Annotated in this window: 19 protein-coding genes; 6 read left to right on the forward strand and 13 right to left on the reverse strand. The window is 31.7% G+C overall.

Translation table 11 applies throughout. The annotated features are described in order from the left end of the window. The first annotated feature begins 29 nt into the window (after positions 1-29). Positions 30-587 (forward strand): thioredoxin family protein, encoded by a 558-nt coding sequence (locus tag PW52_RS09220; protein ID WP_044632624.1) that lies wholly within the window; start codon positions 30-32, stop codon positions 585-587. A gap of 11 nt (positions 588-598) precedes the next feature. Here the strand turns inward: PW52_RS09220 and PW52_RS09225 are convergent, their stop codons facing one another. The 5 genes from PW52_RS09225 to recQ all read right to left on the reverse strand — a co-directional run bounded on the left by PW52_RS09225 (position 599) and on the right by recQ (position 5483). Next, complete coding sequence (locus tag PW52_RS09225; protein WP_044632625.1) at positions 599-1084, reverse strand: GNAT family N-acetyltransferase; 486 nt, start codon at positions 1082-1084, stop codon at positions 599-601. A 10-nt stretch (positions 1085-1094) separates the two neighbouring features. Next, positions 1095-1634, reverse strand: coding sequence for a YfiT family bacillithiol transferase (locus tag PW52_RS09230; RefSeq protein WP_044632626.1), 540 nt, complete (start codon positions 1632-1634; stop codon positions 1095-1097). A 14-nt stretch (positions 1635-1648) separates the two neighbouring features. Beyond that, entirely contained in the window at positions 1649-2065 is a 417-nt protein-coding gene (locus PW52_RS09235) for a hypothetical protein (RefSeq protein WP_165586770.1), read from the reverse strand. 119 nt (positions 2066-2184) lie between these two features. After that, a complete protein-coding gene (locus tag PW52_RS09240) occupies positions 2185-3117 on the reverse strand; it encodes a peptidylprolyl isomerase (protein ID WP_044632628.1) in 933 nt (310 codons plus the stop codon). A 164-nt stretch (positions 3118-3281) separates the two neighbouring features. Beyond that, a complete protein-coding gene (recQ, locus tag PW52_RS09245) occupies positions 3282-5483 on the reverse strand; it encodes a DNA helicase RecQ (protein ID WP_044632629.1) in 2202 nt (733 codons plus the stop codon). 182 nt (positions 5484-5665) lie between these two features. On the opposite strand from recQ, the gene PW52_RS09250 reads away from it, so the two are divergent. The 3 genes from PW52_RS09250 to lptB are packed head-to-tail and all read left to right on the forward strand — an operon-like array spanning position 5666 to position 8223. Further along, positions 5666-6631, forward strand: a complete 966-nt coding sequence (locus PW52_RS09250) for a KpsF/GutQ family sugar-phosphate isomerase (RefSeq protein WP_044632630.1) — start codon at positions 5666-5668, stop codon at positions 6629-6631. Next, a complete protein-coding gene (gene tatC / locus PW52_RS09255) occupies positions 6631-7455 on the forward strand; it encodes a twin-arginine translocase subunit TatC (RefSeq protein WP_044632631.1) in 825 nt (274 codons plus the stop codon). Before PW52_RS09250 ends, tatC begins: the two co-directional genes overlap by 1 nt. A 27-nt stretch (positions 7456-7482) precedes the next feature. Further along, positions 7483-8223: an LPS export ABC transporter ATP-binding protein gene (lptB, locus tag PW52_RS09260; protein ID WP_044632632.1), complete on the forward strand. Its 741-nt coding sequence runs from the start codon at positions 7483-7485 to the stop codon at positions 8221-8223. Positions 8224-8792: 569 nt separating this feature from the next. Here the strand turns inward: lptB and PW52_RS09270 are convergent. Both PW52_RS09270 and pssA read right to left on the reverse strand, forming a co-directional pair. Next, positions 8793-9599, reverse strand: a complete 807-nt coding sequence (locus PW52_RS09270; RefSeq protein WP_044632634.1) for a TerC family protein — start codon at positions 9597-9599, stop codon at positions 8793-8795. Between the two features lie 9 nt (positions 9600-9608). Beyond that, positions 9609-10310 (reverse strand): CDP-diacylglycerol--serine O-phosphatidyltransferase, encoded by a 702-nt coding sequence (gene pssA / locus PW52_RS09275; RefSeq protein ID WP_044632635.1) that lies wholly within the window; start codon positions 10308-10310, stop codon positions 9609-9611. 115 nt (positions 10311-10425) lie between these two features. On the opposite strand from pssA, the gene PW52_RS09280 reads away from it, so the two are divergent. Together PW52_RS09280 and PW52_RS09285 are read left to right on the forward strand one after the other, a co-directional pair. Then, positions 10426-11496, forward strand: coding sequence for a putative type IX sorting system protein PorV2 (locus PW52_RS09280; protein ID WP_449406559.1), 1071 nt, complete (start codon positions 10426-10428; stop codon positions 11494-11496). A gap of 29 nt (positions 11497-11525) precedes the next feature. Further along, positions 11526-12698 carry a lipoprotein N-acyltransferase Lnb domain-containing protein gene (locus tag PW52_RS09285; protein ID WP_044632637.1) on the forward strand — a complete coding sequence of 391 codons (1173 nt, stop codon included), beginning with the start codon at positions 11526-11528 and terminating at the stop codon, positions 12696-12698. Positions 12699-12709: 11 nt separating this feature from the next. On the opposite strand, the gene PW52_RS09290 is transcribed toward PW52_RS09285, so the two are convergent. The 6 genes from PW52_RS09290 to PW52_RS09315 are packed head-to-tail and all read right to left on the reverse strand — an operon-like array spanning position 12710 to position 19747. Beyond that, the gene (locus tag PW52_RS09290; RefSeq protein WP_044632638.1) at positions 12710-14101 is read right to left on the reverse strand and encodes an exopolysaccharide biosynthesis polyprenyl glycosylphosphotransferase; all 1392 of its coding nucleotides are present in this window, start codon (positions 14099-14101) and stop codon (positions 12710-12712) included. Positions 14102-14158: 57 nt separating this feature from the next. Continuing rightward, positions 14159-15172 (reverse strand): glycosyltransferase family 4 protein, encoded by a 1014-nt coding sequence (locus tag PW52_RS09295; protein ID WP_044632639.1) that lies wholly within the window; start codon positions 15170-15172, stop codon positions 14159-14161. Then, complete coding sequence (locus tag PW52_RS09300) at positions 15169-16545, reverse strand: O-antigen ligase family protein (protein WP_044632640.1); 1377 nt, start codon at positions 16543-16545, stop codon at positions 15169-15171. Before PW52_RS09300 ends, PW52_RS09295 begins: the two co-directional genes overlap by 4 nt. Continuing rightward, positions 16542-17618, reverse strand: a complete 1077-nt coding sequence (locus tag PW52_RS09305; protein WP_044632641.1) for a glycosyltransferase — start codon at positions 17616-17618, stop codon at positions 16542-16544. Before PW52_RS09305 ends, PW52_RS09300 begins: the two co-directional genes overlap by 4 nt. Continuing rightward, entirely contained in the window at positions 17619-18737 is a 1119-nt protein-coding gene (locus PW52_RS09310) for a glycosyltransferase family 4 protein (RefSeq protein WP_044632642.1), read from the reverse strand. It abuts the gene before it with no gap. Positions 18738-18742: 5 nt separating this feature from the next. Beyond that, positions 18743-19747: a hypothetical protein gene (locus PW52_RS09315; RefSeq protein WP_044632643.1), complete on the reverse strand. Its 1005-nt coding sequence runs from the start codon at positions 19745-19747 to the stop codon at positions 18743-18745. Between the last annotated feature and the right edge of the window lie 15 nt (positions 19748-19762).

The raw sequence follows: 19762 nt of genomic DNA on the forward strand, positions 1-19762 counted from the left end.
TCACGAAATTTGAATTAAAGAAAATAAAAATGGCAAATACACCTTCAAACATGCTTCCATTAGGAACAACGGCTCCAAATTTTAATTTAACAGATACAATTTCGAAACAAAAACTTTCACTATCACAATTAAAAGGAAGTAAAGGCACTGTAATTATGTTTATTTGCAATCACTGCCCATTTGTTATTCATGTTAATAAAACAATTGTAAATATAGCTAATACTTACAGCGAACACGGTATTGGTTTTATTGCTATTTCTAGTAACGATGTTATTAATTATCCGCAAGACTCTCCCCAAAAAATGGCTATTCATGCAAAAGAAAATAATTACCCTTTTCCTTATTTATACGATGAAACACAAAAAGTTGCAAAAGCATATGATGCAGCATGCACTCCCGACTTTTACTTATTTGATGCTGATTTAAAACTGATTTATAGAGGGCAACTAGATGATTCAAGACCAGGAAATGACTTACCTGTTACTGGCAACGATTTAAAATATGCAATAGATTGCCTGCTCAACAATAAAAAAAACGAGTCTCCGCAAAAACCTAGTATTGGCTGCAATATTAAATGGAAAAAATAAAAGTTAATTTTTTATTGTAATTTAAGTTGCCAAAAACCTACATTTAACCATTGCCCAAATTTAAAACCTACTTCTTTTAAATCTGCAACTTGCTTAAAACCGAATTTTTCATGCAATTTAACACTTGCGTTGTTGGGTATTGTTAAAACACCTAAAACCATATGGTATTTTTCTTTTTTAAGTTGTGTTATAAGTTTTGCATACAACGTCGTACCAAATTGTTTACCATGGACTTTTTGCTTTACATAAACTGTAGTTTCTACCGTTCCATTATAGGCAGGTCTTTCTCTAAATTTACTTGCATAAGCATAACCAAGAATTTCTCCATCAGTTTCAAAAACGAAAAAAGGAAAATTTGCATTTATCCCTAAAAGTTTTTCTTTAAAGGGCTCTAGTTGACAAACTTCTAAATCGAAAGTTGCCGTAGTATTTAAAACATAATAGTTATATATATCAAGAATTTGTGGTATATCTTCAATTTTAAAAGGTCTTATCACGGTATAAACTTTAAATCCAGTTGTTTCGTTTTAGTAAATTTTCAATATGGGCATAATGATGATTTCCATGCCATGCATAATTACCTATGTTATAATCTAAAAAAACATCAGAATTTGTTTCTGGGTGAATAAAAACTCTCTTAAAATCAGACAATTTTAATCCTCGAATAAGGTAAACCAACTTAAAATGAACCGCTTTTAAGTGCTGTATAGACATCTCAATAGGTGCTGTTTTGGTATCAAAAAGTTCTGCCCAACGATCTTCATAATAAGCTTTTATAACCGGTTTATCTTCGGTTAAAGCCCATTTAAAACGTGTATAACTATGATGATGACTATCTGAAACATGATGAATTACTTGCCTAATCGTCCATCCTTTTGGTCTATAAACCGTATCCAGTTGTTCATCATTAAGGTTCTTAACTAAATTTTCAAGCTTTTTGGGAAAATTTTCCAATTCTAAAGTCCAAGTTTCAATTTGCTTTTTAGTAATATTTTTGGGGCAATTAAATTTTCCGATAGGGTATTTAAGTAATTCTAAACTTTCCATAAGATATAATTTAACTATCTATCAACAGATTGTATTAAAATAGATTTAGCCTCTAAAATAGCTTCATCTAAACTATTAAAATGTTTAATTTTCTTTTTAAAAAACAACTTTTCTATGGTAGAATTAAGTGTTCCTACAGAACTACTAGACACCACAAAATAAGATTTTAAAGAATAACTATGTTTAAAAAATTTTAACCAATCAGATGCTATAACAGAGTACGAATTAATCCTATTTGTAATAAAAATTATTTCACCACTCTTGGTGTTTAAAAAATTAGATACATCATTAACCATTTGTTCTCCACACTCCCATCCAATAGTCTCTCCTTCATAAATTTCGGAGATTACATATCCCTGAAACACAAATAATTTACCAAACGAATAGTTAAATTCTTCTAGAATCTCGTTATAAAAACGAGAATTTTTCACACTCCTACTCCTCACCATGCTATAATTTCATTTTAACTAAAAATAAGTAAAAAAAACTATAAAAAACAAAAAAGTACCTAACGAGTTAAGTACTTTAATAGTTTATTTATAAAAAGTTTTTATTTTACATCCATTAGCTCAACATCAAAAACTAAAGTTGCGTTAGGCGGAATTACTCCACCTGCACCACGAGATCCATAACCTAAATGACTAGGAATTACTAATCTGGCTTTATCCCCAACTTTTAAAAGCTGAATACCTTCATCCCAACCAGAAATTACTTGTCCCATTCCTAAAGGAAAATCTATTGGTGCATTTCTTTTGTATGAAGAATCGAAAACGGTTCCATCTGGTAATTGTCCTTTGTAATGTACAGAAACTGTTTTACCTTTTTCGGCTTTTTTACCATTACCTTGTTGCAGAATTTGGTAACGTAAACCACTTTCAGTTTTATTAAAACCAGTTGCAAGTTTATCTAATTCAGCCTCCGCTGCTTTCTTTTCTGCTTCTTCACGTTTTTCTCTAGCTCCTTCAAAAGTTCTAAATGCTTCTATGGCATTAAAAGCTTCTGCTTCTGCTCCTACTTTTACAATTTCTAAAGTATCGATAACATCTCCTTGAGCAATTGCATCAACAACATCTTGCCCTTCTATCACTTTACCAAATACAGTATGATTGTTATCTAACCATGGAGTTTCAACGTGTGTTATAAAAAACTGACTTCCATTAGTTCCAGGTCCGGCGTTTGCCATAGACAAAACTCCAGGGCCATCATGTTTTAAATCTGGATGAAATTCATCATCGAACTGGTATCCTGGGTTACCCGAACCTGTGCCTTGCGGGCAACCACCTTGAATCATAAAATCTGGAATTACTCTGTGAAATTTTAACCCGTTATAATATGGTGTTCCTTGAGGTTTTACTTTATTTTCTAAGTTACCTTCGGCTAAAGCAACAAAGTTACCAACGGTTCCTGGTGTTTTTTTATACTCTAAAGCTACTAGAATTTCGCCCTTAGTTGTATTGAATTTTGCGTATAATCCGTCTTTCATTTCTTAAATTTTAGGCTGCAAAGATAGGAAATGATGTTTGAAGACAGAAACTAGAAGTAAGAAGATTTTTTAAGCTAAAAAGCTAATATTATATCTATTCATAATAAAACAACAAACATCTGATTCAATTTACTGCAAAACCACCAAAACCAAATTAGATAACATTAATTCGCTACCTCGCTAATAAACTTTATGCGATATAAACGTAATTCTTCATCATCATAATCGCCGTCAAATTCATCAATAGCCAGATTTATGTTATCAGATTCAGATTCCATGAAATAATCATGAATTTCTTCTTGTTGGTCTTCATCTAAAATATCATCAATCCAATAATTTATATTAAGTTTTGTACCAGAATAAACTATAGCTTCCATTTCCTTAATAAACTCTTCCATAGACAGCCCTTTGGCAGAAGCAATATCGTCAAGTGGCAATTTTCTATCAATATTCTGAATAATATATAACTTATTTGCAGAATTAGTTCCGGTAGATTTTACAACCAAATCGTCTGGTCGCATAATATCGTTGTCTTCAACATATTTAGCAATAAGAGTTACAAAATCTTTACCGTATTTTTTTGCCTTACCATCGCCAACACCATGAACATTACCTAATTCTGATAAAGTAATTGGGTATTTAAGTGCCATATCTTCAAGAGATGGATCTTGAAAAATAACAAATGGAGGAACGCCTAGTTTCTTAGCATTTTTCTTTCTTAAATCTTTAAGTATGCTCATTAAAACCTCATCGGCTGCAACACCTCCACTTTTTGTATTGGTTACAATAGCATCGTCTTGATTTTGAGTAAACTCATGGTCTTCAGTCATCATAAAAGACACCGGGTTACTCATAAAATCTTTACCAGAATCGGTTAATTTAATAACACCATAGGTTTCAATATCTTTTCTTAAATGACCAGAAACAAGCACTTGTCTTAACAGCGCCATCCAATACTTTTTTTCTTGACTTTTACCTGCTCCAAAAAACGGTTGTTCGTTGGTTTTATGCGAGTTAATAAGGGCATTTTCACTTCCAACTAGTACGTTAACCAAGTCTTTCGATTTATATTTTTCGTTGGTTTTAAATACAGTTTCTATAAGTAATTTAACTTCATCTTCGGCTTCATGTTGCTTTTTGGGATTTCGAACATTATCATCCATGTCTCCACCTTCACCTGTTTCATTATCGAACTCTTCACCAAAATAATGCAAAATAAATTTTCGACGAGAAATCGATGTTTCAGCAAAAGCAACCATTTCTTGTAGTAATGCCTGCCCAATTTCTTGTTCGGCAACAGGTTTACCCGACATAAACTTTTCGAGTTTTTCAATATCTTTATAAGAATAATAGGCTAAACAATGACCTTCACCTCCATCGCGCCCAGCTCTACCAGTTTCTTGATAATAACTTTCTATACTTTTAGGAATGTCGTGGTGTATTACAAAACGTACATCGGGTTTATCTATACCCATCCCAAAGGCTATGGTTGCAACTACAACATCTACATCTTCCATTAAAAATTTATCTTGATGACTCGATCTTGTTTTGGCATCTAAACCAGCATGATACGGTACAGCGTTTATACCATTTACTTGAAGCACCTGTGCTAATTCTTCAACACGTTTACGACTTAAACAATATACAATACCAGATTTGCCTTCATTTTGCTTTATAAAACGAATAATATCCGCATCAACATTTTTAGTTTTTGGTCTAACTTCATAATACAAATTCGGTCTATTAAATGATGCCTTAAAAGTATTAGCCCCTGTTATGCCTAAGTTTTTTATAATATCTTCCTGAACTTTTGGAGTTGCCGTTGCTGTTAAACCTATAATTGGTATATTTTCTCCAATTCGTCCAATTATACTTCTTAAGTTACGGTATTCTGGTCTAAAATCGTGTCCCCATTCACTTATACAATGCGCTTCATCAATTGCTAGAAATGATATTTTAACCGACCTTAAAAAATCGACATTTTCTTCTTTAGTAAGAGATTCTGGCGCCACGTATAATAGCTTGGTAACACCGCTTACAATATCTTCCTTAACACGCTTAACTTCAGTTTTATTCAGGGATGAGTTTAATACATGGGCTATGCCCTCTTGATTTGAAACACCTCGAATAGCATCCACTTGATTTTTCATTAAAGCAATTAACGGGGAAACTACAATTGCGGTACCTTCTTGCATTAAAGCTGGTAACTGATAGCATAATGACTTACCACCTCCGGTAGGCATTATTACAAAAGTATGTTTTCCAGATAATATACTTTTAACAACATTTTCTTGGAGACCTTTAAATTTACTGAACCCAAAATATTTTTTAAGTGAAACTTGTAAGTCAGTTTTGTCTACAGACATGAATAGTTTTAATTAATTTAACGTTTTATTAAAAAATGTACTATGAAATTAAATAATACATTTGAAGAACCCTCATCTTTTTTTTCGTTAGTTTTGTATCGAAAATCTAATTTACATAAAAATTAAATTTGTGCATCTATAAAGATAACAAAATCTTTAAAAACGCAATAAAATATTAAACTTTGAACGATAAAATATCAATTGTTAATATAGCAAAAAAAACTATTGAAGCCGAAGCAAATGCTATTTTAAACCTCTCTGATCTGGTTACCAATGACTTTGAAGAAGCCGTACACCTTATATACAAATCAAAAGGGCGGGTAATTATTACTGGAGTTGGCAAAAGTGCTATAATAGCTAGTAAAATTGTGGCCACATTAAATTCTACAGGCACTCCCGCAGTTTATATGCATGCCGCCGATGCCATACATGGCGATTTAGGTTTAATATTAAAAGACGATGTTGTTATTTGTATTTCAAAAAGTGGAAACACTCCTGAAATTAAAGTCTTGATACCTCTAATTAAAAGAGGTGAAAATAGTTTGATTGCCATGACTGGAAACGAAAATTCATTCCTTGCTAAACAAGCTAATTTTATTATAAATACTTACGTTGAAAAAGAAGCGTGCCCTAACAATCTGGCACCAACCACAAGTACTACAGCACAATTAGTTATGGGGGATGCTCTGGCTATTTCGCTATTAAATTTGCGTGGCTTTTCTAGTGAAGATTTTGCAAAATACCATCCCGGAGGCGCTTTAGGGAAAAAGCTATATTTAAGAGTAAAAGATATATCGACAGAAAACCAAAAGCCTCAAGTTAGTGGCGATACAAACATAAAAAATGTAATTGTAGAAATTTCGGCTAAAATGCTTGGTGTTACTGCTGTTGTTGAAAATGATAAAATTATTGGTATTATTACCGATGGCGATTTACGTAGAATGTTAAGTAAAACCGATGATTTCTCAATGCTTACAGCAAAAGACATTATGGGAAAAAGCCCAAAAACTATAAATATTGATGCTATGGCGGTTGATGCTTTAGAAGTCATGGAAATTAACGACATCACGCAATTATTAGTAGAAGAAAACGGTAAATATGCTGGTATTGTACATTTACACGATTTAATAAAAGAAGGAATAATTTAATGGCTCAAAAAAACATAAACGAGATGTCGTTTTTAGACCATCTCGAAGATTTACGCTGGCACTTAATTCGTATTTGTATTGCAGTTATTGTTGTTGCAACATTAGCCTTTATTTTTAGTCGATTTATTTTCGACGACATCATTTTTGCGCCATTAAAAATGACATTTCCAACGTATCACTTTTTATGCGAAATGGCAACTTTTATTAATATAGACACCACATTTTGCGCCGAAGAAATACCTATGATTATTCAGAACCGTACCATGGCAGGACAATTTTCGGCCGATATTTGGACGGCTATTTTGGGTGGTTTTATTATTTCGTTTCCATACGTAATTTATCAGCTTTGGCATTTTATTAGTCCAGGATTACACGAAAACGAACGCAAACACTCACGCGGGTTTATTATTATTTCTTCGCTTCTGTTTTTTATTGGTGTATTGTTTGGGTATTATATTGTAACACCGCTATCTATTAACTTTTTAGCTAATTACAGCGTTTCAGAAGTGGTAGATAACCAAATAGATATTAGTTCTTATATTGCTTTAGTGCGATCATCTGCATTGGCTTCTGGTTTAATTTTCGAGTTACCAATAATCATTTATTTTCTAACTAAAGTTGGCTTAGTAACCCCAGAAATTTTAAAAACCTACCGCAAATATGCTTTGGTTATTGTTTTAATTCTTTCTGCAATTATAACACCTCCAGATATTGCAAGCCAAGTAATTGTTGCTATTCCTATTTTAATATTATATCAGGTTAGTATTTATATTTCTAAAATAGTTGTTAGAAATCAGCGTAAAGCAGAAAAAAGCCTCAAATAATTAATTAAATTTTACGTTATTGTAATTATGATTTTAAGAGCCGATAATTTAATGAAGTCCTACAGCGGACGAAAAGTTGTAAAAGATGTTTCACTTAAAGTAGAACAAGGTGAAATTGTTGGACTATTAGGACCTAATGGGGCTGGAAAAACAACATCGTTTTACATGATTGTTGGACTTATTAAACCTAATGGTGGCCATATTTTTCTAGATAACACAGAAATTACAAAATACCCAATGTACAAGCGTGCACAAAATGGTATTGGCTACTTAGCTCAAGAAGCTTCAGTTTTTAGGAAATTAAGTATTGAAGATAATATTTTAAGCGTTTTACAACTTACAAAACTTAGTAAGAAGGAGCAATTGCATAAAATGGAATCGTTAATTGAAGAGTTTAGTCTTGGCCATATTAGAAAAAACCGAGGCGATTTACTTTCTGGTGGCGAACGTAGACGTACCGAAATTGCCCGTGCTTTGGCAACCGATCCTAGTTTTATTTTATTAGATGAACCTTTTGCTGGTGTAGACCCTGTTGCTGTAGAAGACATACAACGTATTGTTGCACAACTTACTAAAAAGAATATTGGCATTTTAATTACCGACCATAACGTACAAGAAACTTTGGCTATTACCGATAGAACATATCTAATGTTTGAAGGTAGTATTCTTAAAGCTGGTGAACCGGAAGAATTAGCTAGTGATGAAATGGTTAGAAAAGTTTATTTAGGACAAAACTTCGAGCTTAGAAAGAAGAAAATTAGAGACTAAATACAAAACTTTATTATGAAATTAAATGAAATCTATTTTTATATGATTTTGTTTCTATTTCAATTTTTTAGCCTAATTATACTAACTTGTTCTGAAGATTTAAAAGACAGAAAACATCTTTTTAATTATACAAAAGTTGCCCTTTTTATGTTTTCCATTGGCTGTATTATGGAAATCTTCAACTGGAACTATTTACAAAATTTTGAGTGCATTTTTTTCACGGCGCTTCCTCTGCTCCTAATTTTTACTATAAAAATATTAGCCTTTACTTTTAAAAGTATATTCAAAAAAGAACCTTTTCAACTTTATAGAAACGAATTATCCGATGGCATTTGGGTGAAAAATAGAGGCAACTTCAAAAAACATCATTTTTATTATTCGATTTATTCTTTAAGCATTTTATTAGTACCTATTCTCTCTTTCACTTTATTATATATCGCATTATTCAAATAAATAAAACACATTTTTAAGAAGATCTTATTTTATAAAAACCCAGCAAAAAGCTGTTTACAAAACACAAAAAAGCTCACTGTAAATAGTGAGCTTTTTTAAAATATGATATATAATTTTTATTTACCTTTTTGTTGTTCTGCCAACAGTTTCTTTTGGTATCGACCTTGTACTACATCTACAACAACAAGTACAAATAATACAAAATAGAAGGTTGTTTTACTCATTGGTACAATGTGGTTTCCAAATAATTCTAAATGCGCTAAGTGTCCGCCCTCGGTAACTAGCATTATTCCAACTATAAATAAAATGAATAAACCAAGAACTTCGTACATGCGGTTTTTAGCTAAAAATACCGAAATTTTATCGGCAAGAAGTAGCATTAATAATCCGCTGCAAACAATGGCAATTGCCATAATTATAAACGCGGTTGTACTGTTTTCTATATCGCTAGTTAACCCTATGGCTGCTAAAATAGAATCGAAAGAAAATACTAAATTCATAATAACAATACTGGTTATAACAGCACTTGCAGACTTAACATTCTTGTTATCTCCAGCTTCAATATCATGATCTAAATCTTTTAACGAAATCATGTGCCAAATTTCCTTTATAGCCGTGTAAATAATAAATCCACCACCCGCTAAAACAATTAAACTATGCCCATTAAAGGCAAATTTCGCTATGTCTTTTATCTCGGCTGTTAAAAATGAAAAAGGCTCTTGAAAAAAATCGATTACAGAAACTAATACAAAAAGCAAAACAATACGTAAGGCAATTGCAATTAAAATCCCCTTTTTTCTAACAGATTTTTGTTGGTTTTCGGGAGCTTTTTTACTTTCCAAAGAAATATACAATAGGTTATCGAACCCTAATACTGCTTGCAGCATAACAAGCATTAAAAGTGTAAAAATATTTTCTAACATAAATGGCTTTTATTTTGATGAAAAATTATTTAAAATTGAAAGGCTAATATATAGTAAAATGATTAATGGAATGGCTGCAAATTGTAAAACAATTATTAAAACTACACAAAGCAAAAGAAACACATATCGAGTTACATTATTTGCAAAACTGTAATCTTTAAATTTTAAAGCAAACAATTTAATATTTGAATTTAGCAAATAACAGCTCAATATAGTTATTCCAATTAGAAACCATTTATTTAGAATTATAGCATTCATGGCGTCGCTATTTTGATATTCTAAAATTAAAGGCAACGATACAATTAATAACGCATTTGCAGGTGTTGGTAATCCTTTAAAATAGCTTTGTTGCTCATCATCAATATTAAATTTTGCTAAGCGATAGGCAGATGCTAAGGTAATTGCTAAACCTAAATAAGGCACTAAATGGTACTCGTCCCAGCTTAATTCTGCAATTTGCAACAATTTATAAACTACCAAACCAGGTACAACACCGCTTGTAACAACATCGGCAAGCGAATCTAACTGAAGACCTAATGCACTCTGCACATTAAGTTTTCGGGCTGCTAAACCATCAAAAAAGTCAAAAAATATACCTAAAAAAACAAAAAGCGCAGCAGTAACAAATTGATTATTAATTACAAAAATTACCGCAATGCATCCACAAAATAAATTTAATAAAGTTATGATGTTTGGTATGGCTTTTTTCATCTAAGTAATTTTTAGGATTGTAAAAATAGTAAACAAATTTCGTCTAAAACAATAACTCGAAAAAATTCAAGTTTATAGGTTTAAATATTATGTGCATCTTTGTAAAAAATTAGCATTGAAAACTAACATAACCGCATTTTTCATAGTAATATCTACACTAGTTTATAGTCAAACAACTAGAAAATATTCAAACGAGTTTATGAATATAGGTGTTGATGCTGCTGCATTGGGAATGAGTAACGCCGTTACTTCGCATTCGGCCGATGTAAACTCTGGTTATTGGAATCCGGCAGGATTATTAAAACTTGAAGACAACCAATTAGCATTAATGCACTCTAGTTACTTCGCTAATATTGCAAACTACGATTATATTGGTTATGCTATTCCTTTAGACCAGCAAAGTGCCGTAGGTATTTCGTTAATTCGTTTTGCTGTTGACGACATTTTAAACACCACTCAACTTATTGATGATGAGGGCAATATAAATTACGATAGAATTAGCCTTTTTTCTACAGCCGATTACGGATTCACCATTTCGTACGCCAGAGCTTTACCGCTTAATGGATTAAATTACGGCGTAAATGCCAAAGTTATAAGACGTATTATTGGTGATTTTGCATCGTCATGGGGTTTTGGTTTAGATGCTGGTATACAGTTTGAATCGCGTAATAATTGGAAATTTGGCGTTATGGCTCGCGATATTACAACCACTTTTAATGCATGGGCCATTGATGAAGAAGAATTCGCAACCGTACAAGACGCCGTTGAAGGCCAAAACCAAGAATTACCAGAAACCACCGAAATTACTATTCCTAAACTCCAAATTGGCATATCAAAATTAGTCGATTTTAATTATGACTATACGTTATTAACGGCAGTTAACCTTAATGTTAGGTTCGAGGAAAATAACGACATCATTTCAACATCAGTTGCTAGTATTAACCCCGCTTTAGGATTCGAATTTGGTTATATCGATATGGTTTACCTACGCGCAGGAATGGGCAATTTTCAAAATGAATTACAAATCGATAATACCCAACAATTAAGTTTTCAACCTACATTTGGACTAGGTTTTAAATACAGTGGCATACAAATAGATTATGCCTTTACCGATATTGGGGACCAAAGTGTGGCGTTATACTCTAACGTGTTTTCCCTAAAGCTCGATTTTAGTATGTTTAGATAAACGAAAATTAATTTTTAAAATTTAGTTTAATGAAGAAAACTCTACTGCTTTTATTTACTTTTTGCCTGTTTAATGCCAGTTTTGGGCAAAATTTAACCTTGACAAATCAAGCAGAAATTAGCGTTTTAACGGTTGGTCCAGGTAGTAATTTAAGCGATGCCTTTGGCCATAGTGCTTTTAGAATTAAAGATCCGGCATTACAACTAGATGTTACATATGGTTATGGTGAATACGATTTTGATGCCCCAAATTTTTATTTAAAATTTGCACAAGGAAAACTTAATTACCTTATTAGTAAAACTAATTTTAATAGGTTTTATTTAATTTATCGCGATTATTACAACCGATCGTTAAAAGAACAAGTTTTAAACCTAAAACAACATCAAAAACAAGCGCTTTATAATTATTTAGTTAATAATTACAAACCAGAAAACAGAGCTTATTTATACGATTTCTTTTTCGATAACTGCGCGACTAAAATTAAAGATGTTGCTCAATCAAACACAAACAACAGCATCGTTTTTAACCTTCCTAAAAACTATACTGAAGCCACTTTTAGAAGCCTCATTCAAGAAAATTTAAACCGAAACACTTGGGGTAGTTTAGGCATAGATATCGCCTTAGGAAGCGTAATCGATCAAACTGCCACTCCAGAGGAACACATGTTTCTTCCAAAAAACATACACCTATTTTTTGAAAATGCCACCATCAACAATGGTACTCCATTAGTTAAAAAAAGTCATTTACTTTTCGAACAAAAACCCACAAAAGGCAACGATTCATTCATTACAAGCCCTTTATTTATTCTGGGGATTATTAGTTTGTTTATAATTTTCGTTACTTATAACGACTTTAAAAATAAGAAACAAAGCAAATGGCTAGACATTAGTTTGTTTATTATTACAGGTTTGGTTGGCGTAATAATTTTACTTCTTTGGTTTTCAACAAATCATCAAAGCACACATAACAACTATAATTTGTTATGGGCATTTGCATTAAACCTTTTTGTTGTAGGACAATTTTTTAAAAAGAAAATAAGTTCTTGGCTTAAAAGCTATATTAAGTTTTTAATTATAATGTTGTGTCTTTTAACCCTACATTGGGTTATTGGTGTTCAAGTATTTGCTATTGGCCTTTTACCTTTGCTAATTGCTTTGGCTATCCGATACTTATTTTTATCGAAATATTATTCTAAATTATAGATAATAAAGAACTATTGTCCTCTAAAATAAATAACAGTACTAAAGGTTTTAATTAAGATAATAATATCTAATAAAAAGCTTCTATGTTTAATATAATATAAATCGTATTGTAGTTTTAATAAGCTATCGTCTAAAGAATCACCGTAGCGTGTCATAACTTGTGCCCACCCTGTTAAACCAGGCTTAATAATGTGTCTAGTTTCATAAAATGGTAGCATTTGAGATAGTTCGTTAACAAAAAACGGGCGTTCAGGTCTCGGGCCAATAAAACTCATATCGCCACGTAAAATATTTAAAAACTGTGGCATTTCGTCTAAACGAGAATATCTTAAAAACTTACCAAATGGCGTAATTCTAGAATCACCTTTTTGTGCCCAAACTGCTCCTTTTGTTTCAGCATTTTTTATCATGGTTCGGTATTTAATAATTTTAAATAAGGTGCCATTTTTACCTACACGCTCTTGTGTATAAAATAACTTTCCGCGGTTACCTAAAGTATTTCCAACTAAAATTAACGGTAAAATAGCTAAAGCCACACCAACACCTATCATAGAAACTACCAAATCGAACAAACGATGAAAAACCAGGTATAACTTATTTTGATTGCTTCGGCTAAATGGGAAATACTTATAAAAATCTTTACCAACAAATTGAACTGGCACACGCTGGGTTAATTCTTCGTAAACCTGAGTATATTCTTTTATTGGAAAACCAGATTCTAATAACCTAATTAAAGTATAATATATATCGGAAGTTATATTTTCTGAATTATAACTTGCAATAACAATTTCACCTACATTTTTATTAGTTATTACATCATGAATTTGATTTGGTCTATACTCATTAATACCTTTAAATTTTACCGTTTCCATCTTATCAATTTCACAATTAATAAATCCAACAATTTTATAATTAGGGTCAGATTTTTTAAAGGCTTCAATAATGGTTTGAATATTTGAAATTTCTCCTATAATTAGTACTCTTTTAAAAAATCGTTGCGACTCAATAAAATTGCTGTAAATAAATCGCCATGCAAATAATGCCAAGAGCATGGAGAAAAAGAAAAACAAAATTTGAAGGCGGTTATCGGGTAATTCTGGTGTAAAAAACGGCGTTAAAAGGTAAAACAATACTGTTATAGAAACCGTAAAGAAAATACTAGATGAAATCTTCTCGATTTTACTCGATTTTTGCAAATCGTACATCTCGAAAATACTACCAAAAACTGAAACATAAATAATTAAAACAACAACCCAAGCCCACCTCTCTTTTGTTATCGTGAAATAATCGAAAGCAAACGTATTGCTCACAAAAAAAAGAAAAAATAATATAAATACTATATCGAAAACACGTAATAAAATTTTACGCTCCGATAAGTTAAAATGAATACTTGTTTTTGCCATTAATTAACATTAATTTAAAGCAATAAAGATAAATAAGTTATTTATATAAGCCCTGCATTATTTAAGAAGATTAATCCATTGTTTTTTAACAACATCCCAATTAAAATCTTCAACAAACCTTCTCGCATTAATGGCTAACCGACTAGTGTAACTTGAATTTGAGTGCAACTGATTAATTTGAAAAATGAATGACTCTACACTATTAGGCTTTACTAAAATTCCTGTTTTTTCATGCTTAATCAAATATGGCAAACCACCAACATTAGTTGATATAACAGGCAATCCTAATGCCATAGCTTCAATAACACTTACAGGCATATTATCAAAATTTGTAGTATTTATAAAAATATTATATTCATTGGAAAGGGCAATCCATTCCAGCTTAGTTAACTTTCCTGTAAAGGTTACGTTTAAGTTTTCGTTTTTAGCAAACTGCCTAGCTTCATCTAAATTACCATCAACATCTGGCCCAACCATACAAAGCGATGCATCTATACCTCCAAGCTTTAACGATTTTAAAATTTTTATAGCTAATAAAGGATTGTAAATTTTAGAAAACGACCGTACCCAAAGCAATTTCACCTCATTAAATTGTCTTTCTTTAAAAGGATAATTATCAATTTCGATAGCATTTGGAATATTCGTAATATTGTTAAAACCAAAAGTTTTAAACTGACTTTCCAAATAGGACGAAGGAGCCACATTTACATAGGCATTATTAAAAATGAATTTTGATAATTTAGGTGATGTTTTTAAACGATTTGGCAATTTACCACCATGTAAAATAGGAATGTATTTAAGATTAAAAATTCTACAAAGGGCACTTACAAAAAAGGCGTAATAAAAGTTTAAAGTACTATATGTGTCGATTAGAACATAATCGGTCGATTTTCGATTTTTGAAACATACATAAAGCATATGAAGCAATCGTAACACTATATTTTGTTTGTGTGACGCCGAGGTAACCGAATATCCTTCGGCAGATAGTAGTTTTGACAACACATCGATAGAAGACAAATTAGCCTTTGAGGCCTTACCTGCTTTATTTCCTATGTAAACAATCTGCTTCACGAATTCCCAATATTTTTTACCAATTTGGTTGCAGGTGATTTATTTACACGTTTCGATTTAAACCGAACATCAAGCAAACACAACCCATACACAAAAGCTGGAGCAGCAATACGCATTGCAGAGTGATTTATTGTTAAAAACCAAAATAAATAAAACGAATAAAAAAACACATTGTTTTTATTATTAAACCGGAGAATCATTGGAGCCAATAACAAAATTGAAAAGGCAAAAACACCAAAAAAGCCATGTTCTGCTAAAATACGAGTTACCTCGTTGTGCGAAGCCGCTAAGAGTCCTTCTTTCTGTTCACGAAGAATCTTTATTTTTCCCACTCCAACCCCAAAAACAGGATTGTTTAAAAACTCATTAAGCTCAAACGATATTAAATCGCTTCGTCCTGTAGTAACATCTTCTTTTTCGCGACCTAAAGCGTCTCGGTTTGCGTATCTATTTTCAATTAAACCACCTGTTTGTAAAGACGAAATTAACCAAACCGATAAGGCCAAGGCTGTAAAAATTACTACCAATCTTATAATTCTAAATTTGGCTTTTATATTGACTTTTTTAAAGTAAAAAAACAAATAAGCGGCAATCATAAACAAAGCTGTTAAAATACCACCACGACTAAAGGTAACAACACCTCTAAAACTCATGGCCGCCAGAAGCACACCCGAAATTATTTTAAGAAACAGGTTGGGAGATAACATAAAAAAACGTGCTGTTAATACAAACATCCCTAACCCCAAAACAGTTGATACTTGATTGGGTCCGAAACCACCAGAAGCAGCAAAGTTTGAGCCTGTTCCTGTTACTGTAGCTCTTACATCTGGCGTATAAAAAAACAAATAAACGGTCATTGAAATTAACGGCAAGGCCATATATAACATGACTTTATTTAAATTTTGAAAACTAATTTTCCGTTTATAACAAAACAAAGCGACAATACCCAAACAAACGGGGCCACTAAGATTGAAGGCTATATCGGTTCTTAAATTAGACCCTGGACTAGAGTTAAGTCCGGCAACAATAATACCAGGTAATAATAAAAACAAGTACAAAATATAACCCAGTGATTGACTTGGCAACCTGGTAGTAAAAAGCCCCATAAACACGAACAAAATAACCAAATATTTAGACGCCTCGTACAAAAAATTCCCACCAGTCATTCTTATAAAAACCTCTGAACCTACAACATAAGCACAAGCCAGTAAAACTTGCACTGGTTTTTGAGAAGGTTTTGCTGTTAAAATTTGATTTGCAAAATACACGCAAATTGCAAACAGATACACTTTAGATAAAAAGGAAACTGCGTAAATAGCTAAACCTAATAACACATGAAATCCTATTTTTTTTATGTAACTAAAATTGTTCAATAAAGAATTTGTTTATACGTGTTTATTATTGATTTAATTTGAGAATTCTCAGAATAATTTGCTTCAATATGTTTTGAAAATGCGGAGCTGTGTTCTTGTTTTAAAGCTTCGTTTTCAATGTACAATAAAATTGCTTTCGAAAGCTCTTCTACAGAATTTGGTGAAACTAAGCTCACATTTTTTTTATTTGAAACCACATTACCTATTTCACCAACTTGCGTTGCCACAACAGCTAAGTTAGCAATACCATACTCCAAAAGCGCAATGGGTAACCCTTCTGATATTGAAGACAGCGCTCCTATTTCACACTGTTTTAAAATATGATAAACATCGGGTTTTTGTTTATATAAAAACACATTATTTTCAAGATCTTGCTTTTGGATTTCAGATTTAACCTTATCGAAATAATCGTCGTTAAAACTTTTACCGATGCAATGTAATGTCCAATTTTTATGTTTTTCTGTTACTGTTTTAAATGCTTTAATTAGCGTAATATGATCTTTTTGTTCTCTAAAATTAGCTAAACATACCACTCGTTTTCCCGTTTCTCCTTTTAAATCGGTTATTTTTAGCGTGGTATTCAAGGTTGCGAAATTAGGCAAATACGATACACTTTTATGTTTTAAATTCGTTTTTATCCAAGTTTCTAAAGTGGTATTTACTGCAAAAATATGAGAAAACAATTTTGAACATACTTTTAAAACATTATGTTTTCGTTTGTTTAAAAACTCGGCATTTCCATAATGATCATGCCATACTATTTTTAAACTTTTATTAAACAACCTTATTATGCTAGCTAAGAAAAAAGAGGAAGAATGCGCATGAATAATTTCAATTTGATTCGTTTTTACATACGAAATCATTTTTTTTATAGTAGCAATATCTATCGCTTTTGTTTTGCCAAGAAAAAGATAATGAACATCTGGGTTAATTTCATTTTTTAATAAACCTTCTTTTCGAGTTGCACAAATGGCAGAAAATTTAGTTTCTTTAGCTAATGCATTGGCTAAATTAACAGCTACACGTTCTGCTCCACCAGTCTCTAAAGAATCTATTAGTTGTAAAACCCGCATTTATGCCTGTAATAATTTAACAATTTCAGCCTCAAAAGTGTTTAAAGTGTAGTTTTGCGACCATTTTGATGCTAATTTAGACATTTCTTGAAGTTCTGTGGGTGTACTTAAAAAGGATTCAATTTTATTGGCTGCAGATTTTTCATCGGGACTTATTAAAATACCACGATTACCTTCAGCTAACATATAAGGCACACAAGAAATTGTGGTTGAAATAGGAATCGCTCCAAAAAACATAGCTTCAGCCAAGGCTTTTGGCCATCCTTCGGATTTTGAAGGTAATATTAAAAAATGAGCTTCCTTTAAAGCTTGTTTTACAACATTTTTATCCCGATTTCCTAATAGTTTGATATGTTCTGATAAACCTTGTGTTTCAATATAAAGTTGTAAGTCTTCTTTTAAAATGCCTTCGCCGTACAAATCGAAAGACACATTGAATCCTTTTTCAATTAACAATTCAACAATTTTTATCGCTAATAACGGACGTTTCCCGGACACTAAACTGCCTAAAAAAACAAATTTTATATCGGAAGTATATTGGCGAATTAATGGTGTTTCAATTTCATTTTCTGTAAAAGTTGCCGTGAAAAAAGATTTAATGTTTTTGGTTTGCTTTGGCCATTTTCCATAAACCAAAACCTGCATATTTTTGGTTAACAAAGTACTGCTCAAAATCTTTTTTTGAAGTCTGTAACTTAATGGTTGAGGAGACTTTGGATCCCAATTCCCCGCATATTTTGCTGTTTTAGGTGTTTTAGGAAAAACCATTTGTACCAAACACCCGAACAACCCAATATTTCCAGGGCATCGCAAATGTAAATGATTGGCTTTTTTACTTGCTTTAAAAATGGCCCATACAATTTTAGGCAGTTTAAATATTGCAAAAAAGGCATGCTTTAAACATGTAAACTGAATGGCAGGAATTTCTACAAACTTTATATTTTTATGCTGATATGAAATATCAATATTAGAAATAGCTTCAGAGGTTTTTGGTGCAACAATAATAACTTCATCTACATGTTTTAACCAAATATTCATTTCACGTACATAGGGCGCATATGCAAAAATGCCTTGTCCTTGAAATTTATGTTTAACATGTGTGATGATTACGAAGCTCATTGTTATTATTCAGATAATTCGGTAACTTTTAAAATACGTGACAAATAGTTTTTAGGATGTATATAATTTTTACTCCAAATAAAATTAGCTTCACACATTTTTAAATAGTTTTTATTTTGCAACAAATACTCAATTTTATCGGGAAGCTCGTTATAAGCCGAACGAGAAGATACTTTTGAATAATTTACTTCCTCATAAAAATCGTCAATACAAATGTTTAAAGGTGTTGTTACAACAGCTTTACCAAACATTAAATACTCTCCAATTTTCCAACCTGGAGTATTTTTTAAACCATCGTCTGCAATACCTATATTAAATTTCGACAATTTTTTTAAATAACTCTTTTTATCCGATTTTGAAGATGGCAATACTAAATCTGAGGCTAATTTCTTTGATAAATCATCGGCGTACAAACCAACCTCCACGTTCTTAAATTCCTTTTTTATTATTCTGCACGCATTAATCCTAAATTCATTTTGTATGGTTCTCCGCTCTTTTTCATCGGGGTTAGGATTATTATCTGGGTTCCATAATCGGGTATAATAAATGATGTTTCCACCAAAATCGGAAACTGTTTTGGGATAATTTCTAATATCAAGAGTTCCATGCCCTGAGTTTGTAAACCAACCAAAAACATCTAAAGCTCTACCTATTTCTGTTCTATTAAATTTATGAAACACCAAATCTTTATTTAATTTTAACAAAAGCTGATAACTTTTATAAGCCAGAGGAACATTAAAATTTAATGGATGTACATTTAAGGATTGATCTCTTTTTAACAACGAACGCTTAAAATAATAGTCGAAATTATCTGAAGTATCAATAAACTTTGTATCATCAGAATAATCGAAAAGAATAGTTTTATTATGTACCGTTAATTTTGCCGAATTGTATTTAATTTTAGGATTATACGAAATATTAACCCCTATTTTGTTCGCTCTACAATAGTAAAAATAAGAATATACCAAATGCGTTAAATGATGGGTCCAAACGGATAGCTCTAACTTCATAAATAATTAATAACC

It is taken from the genome of Neotamlana sedimentorum (assembly GCF_000943565.1).
Classification (GTDB): domain Bacteria; phylum Bacteroidota; class Bacteroidia; order Flavobacteriales; family Flavobacteriaceae; genus Neotamlana; species Neotamlana sedimentorum.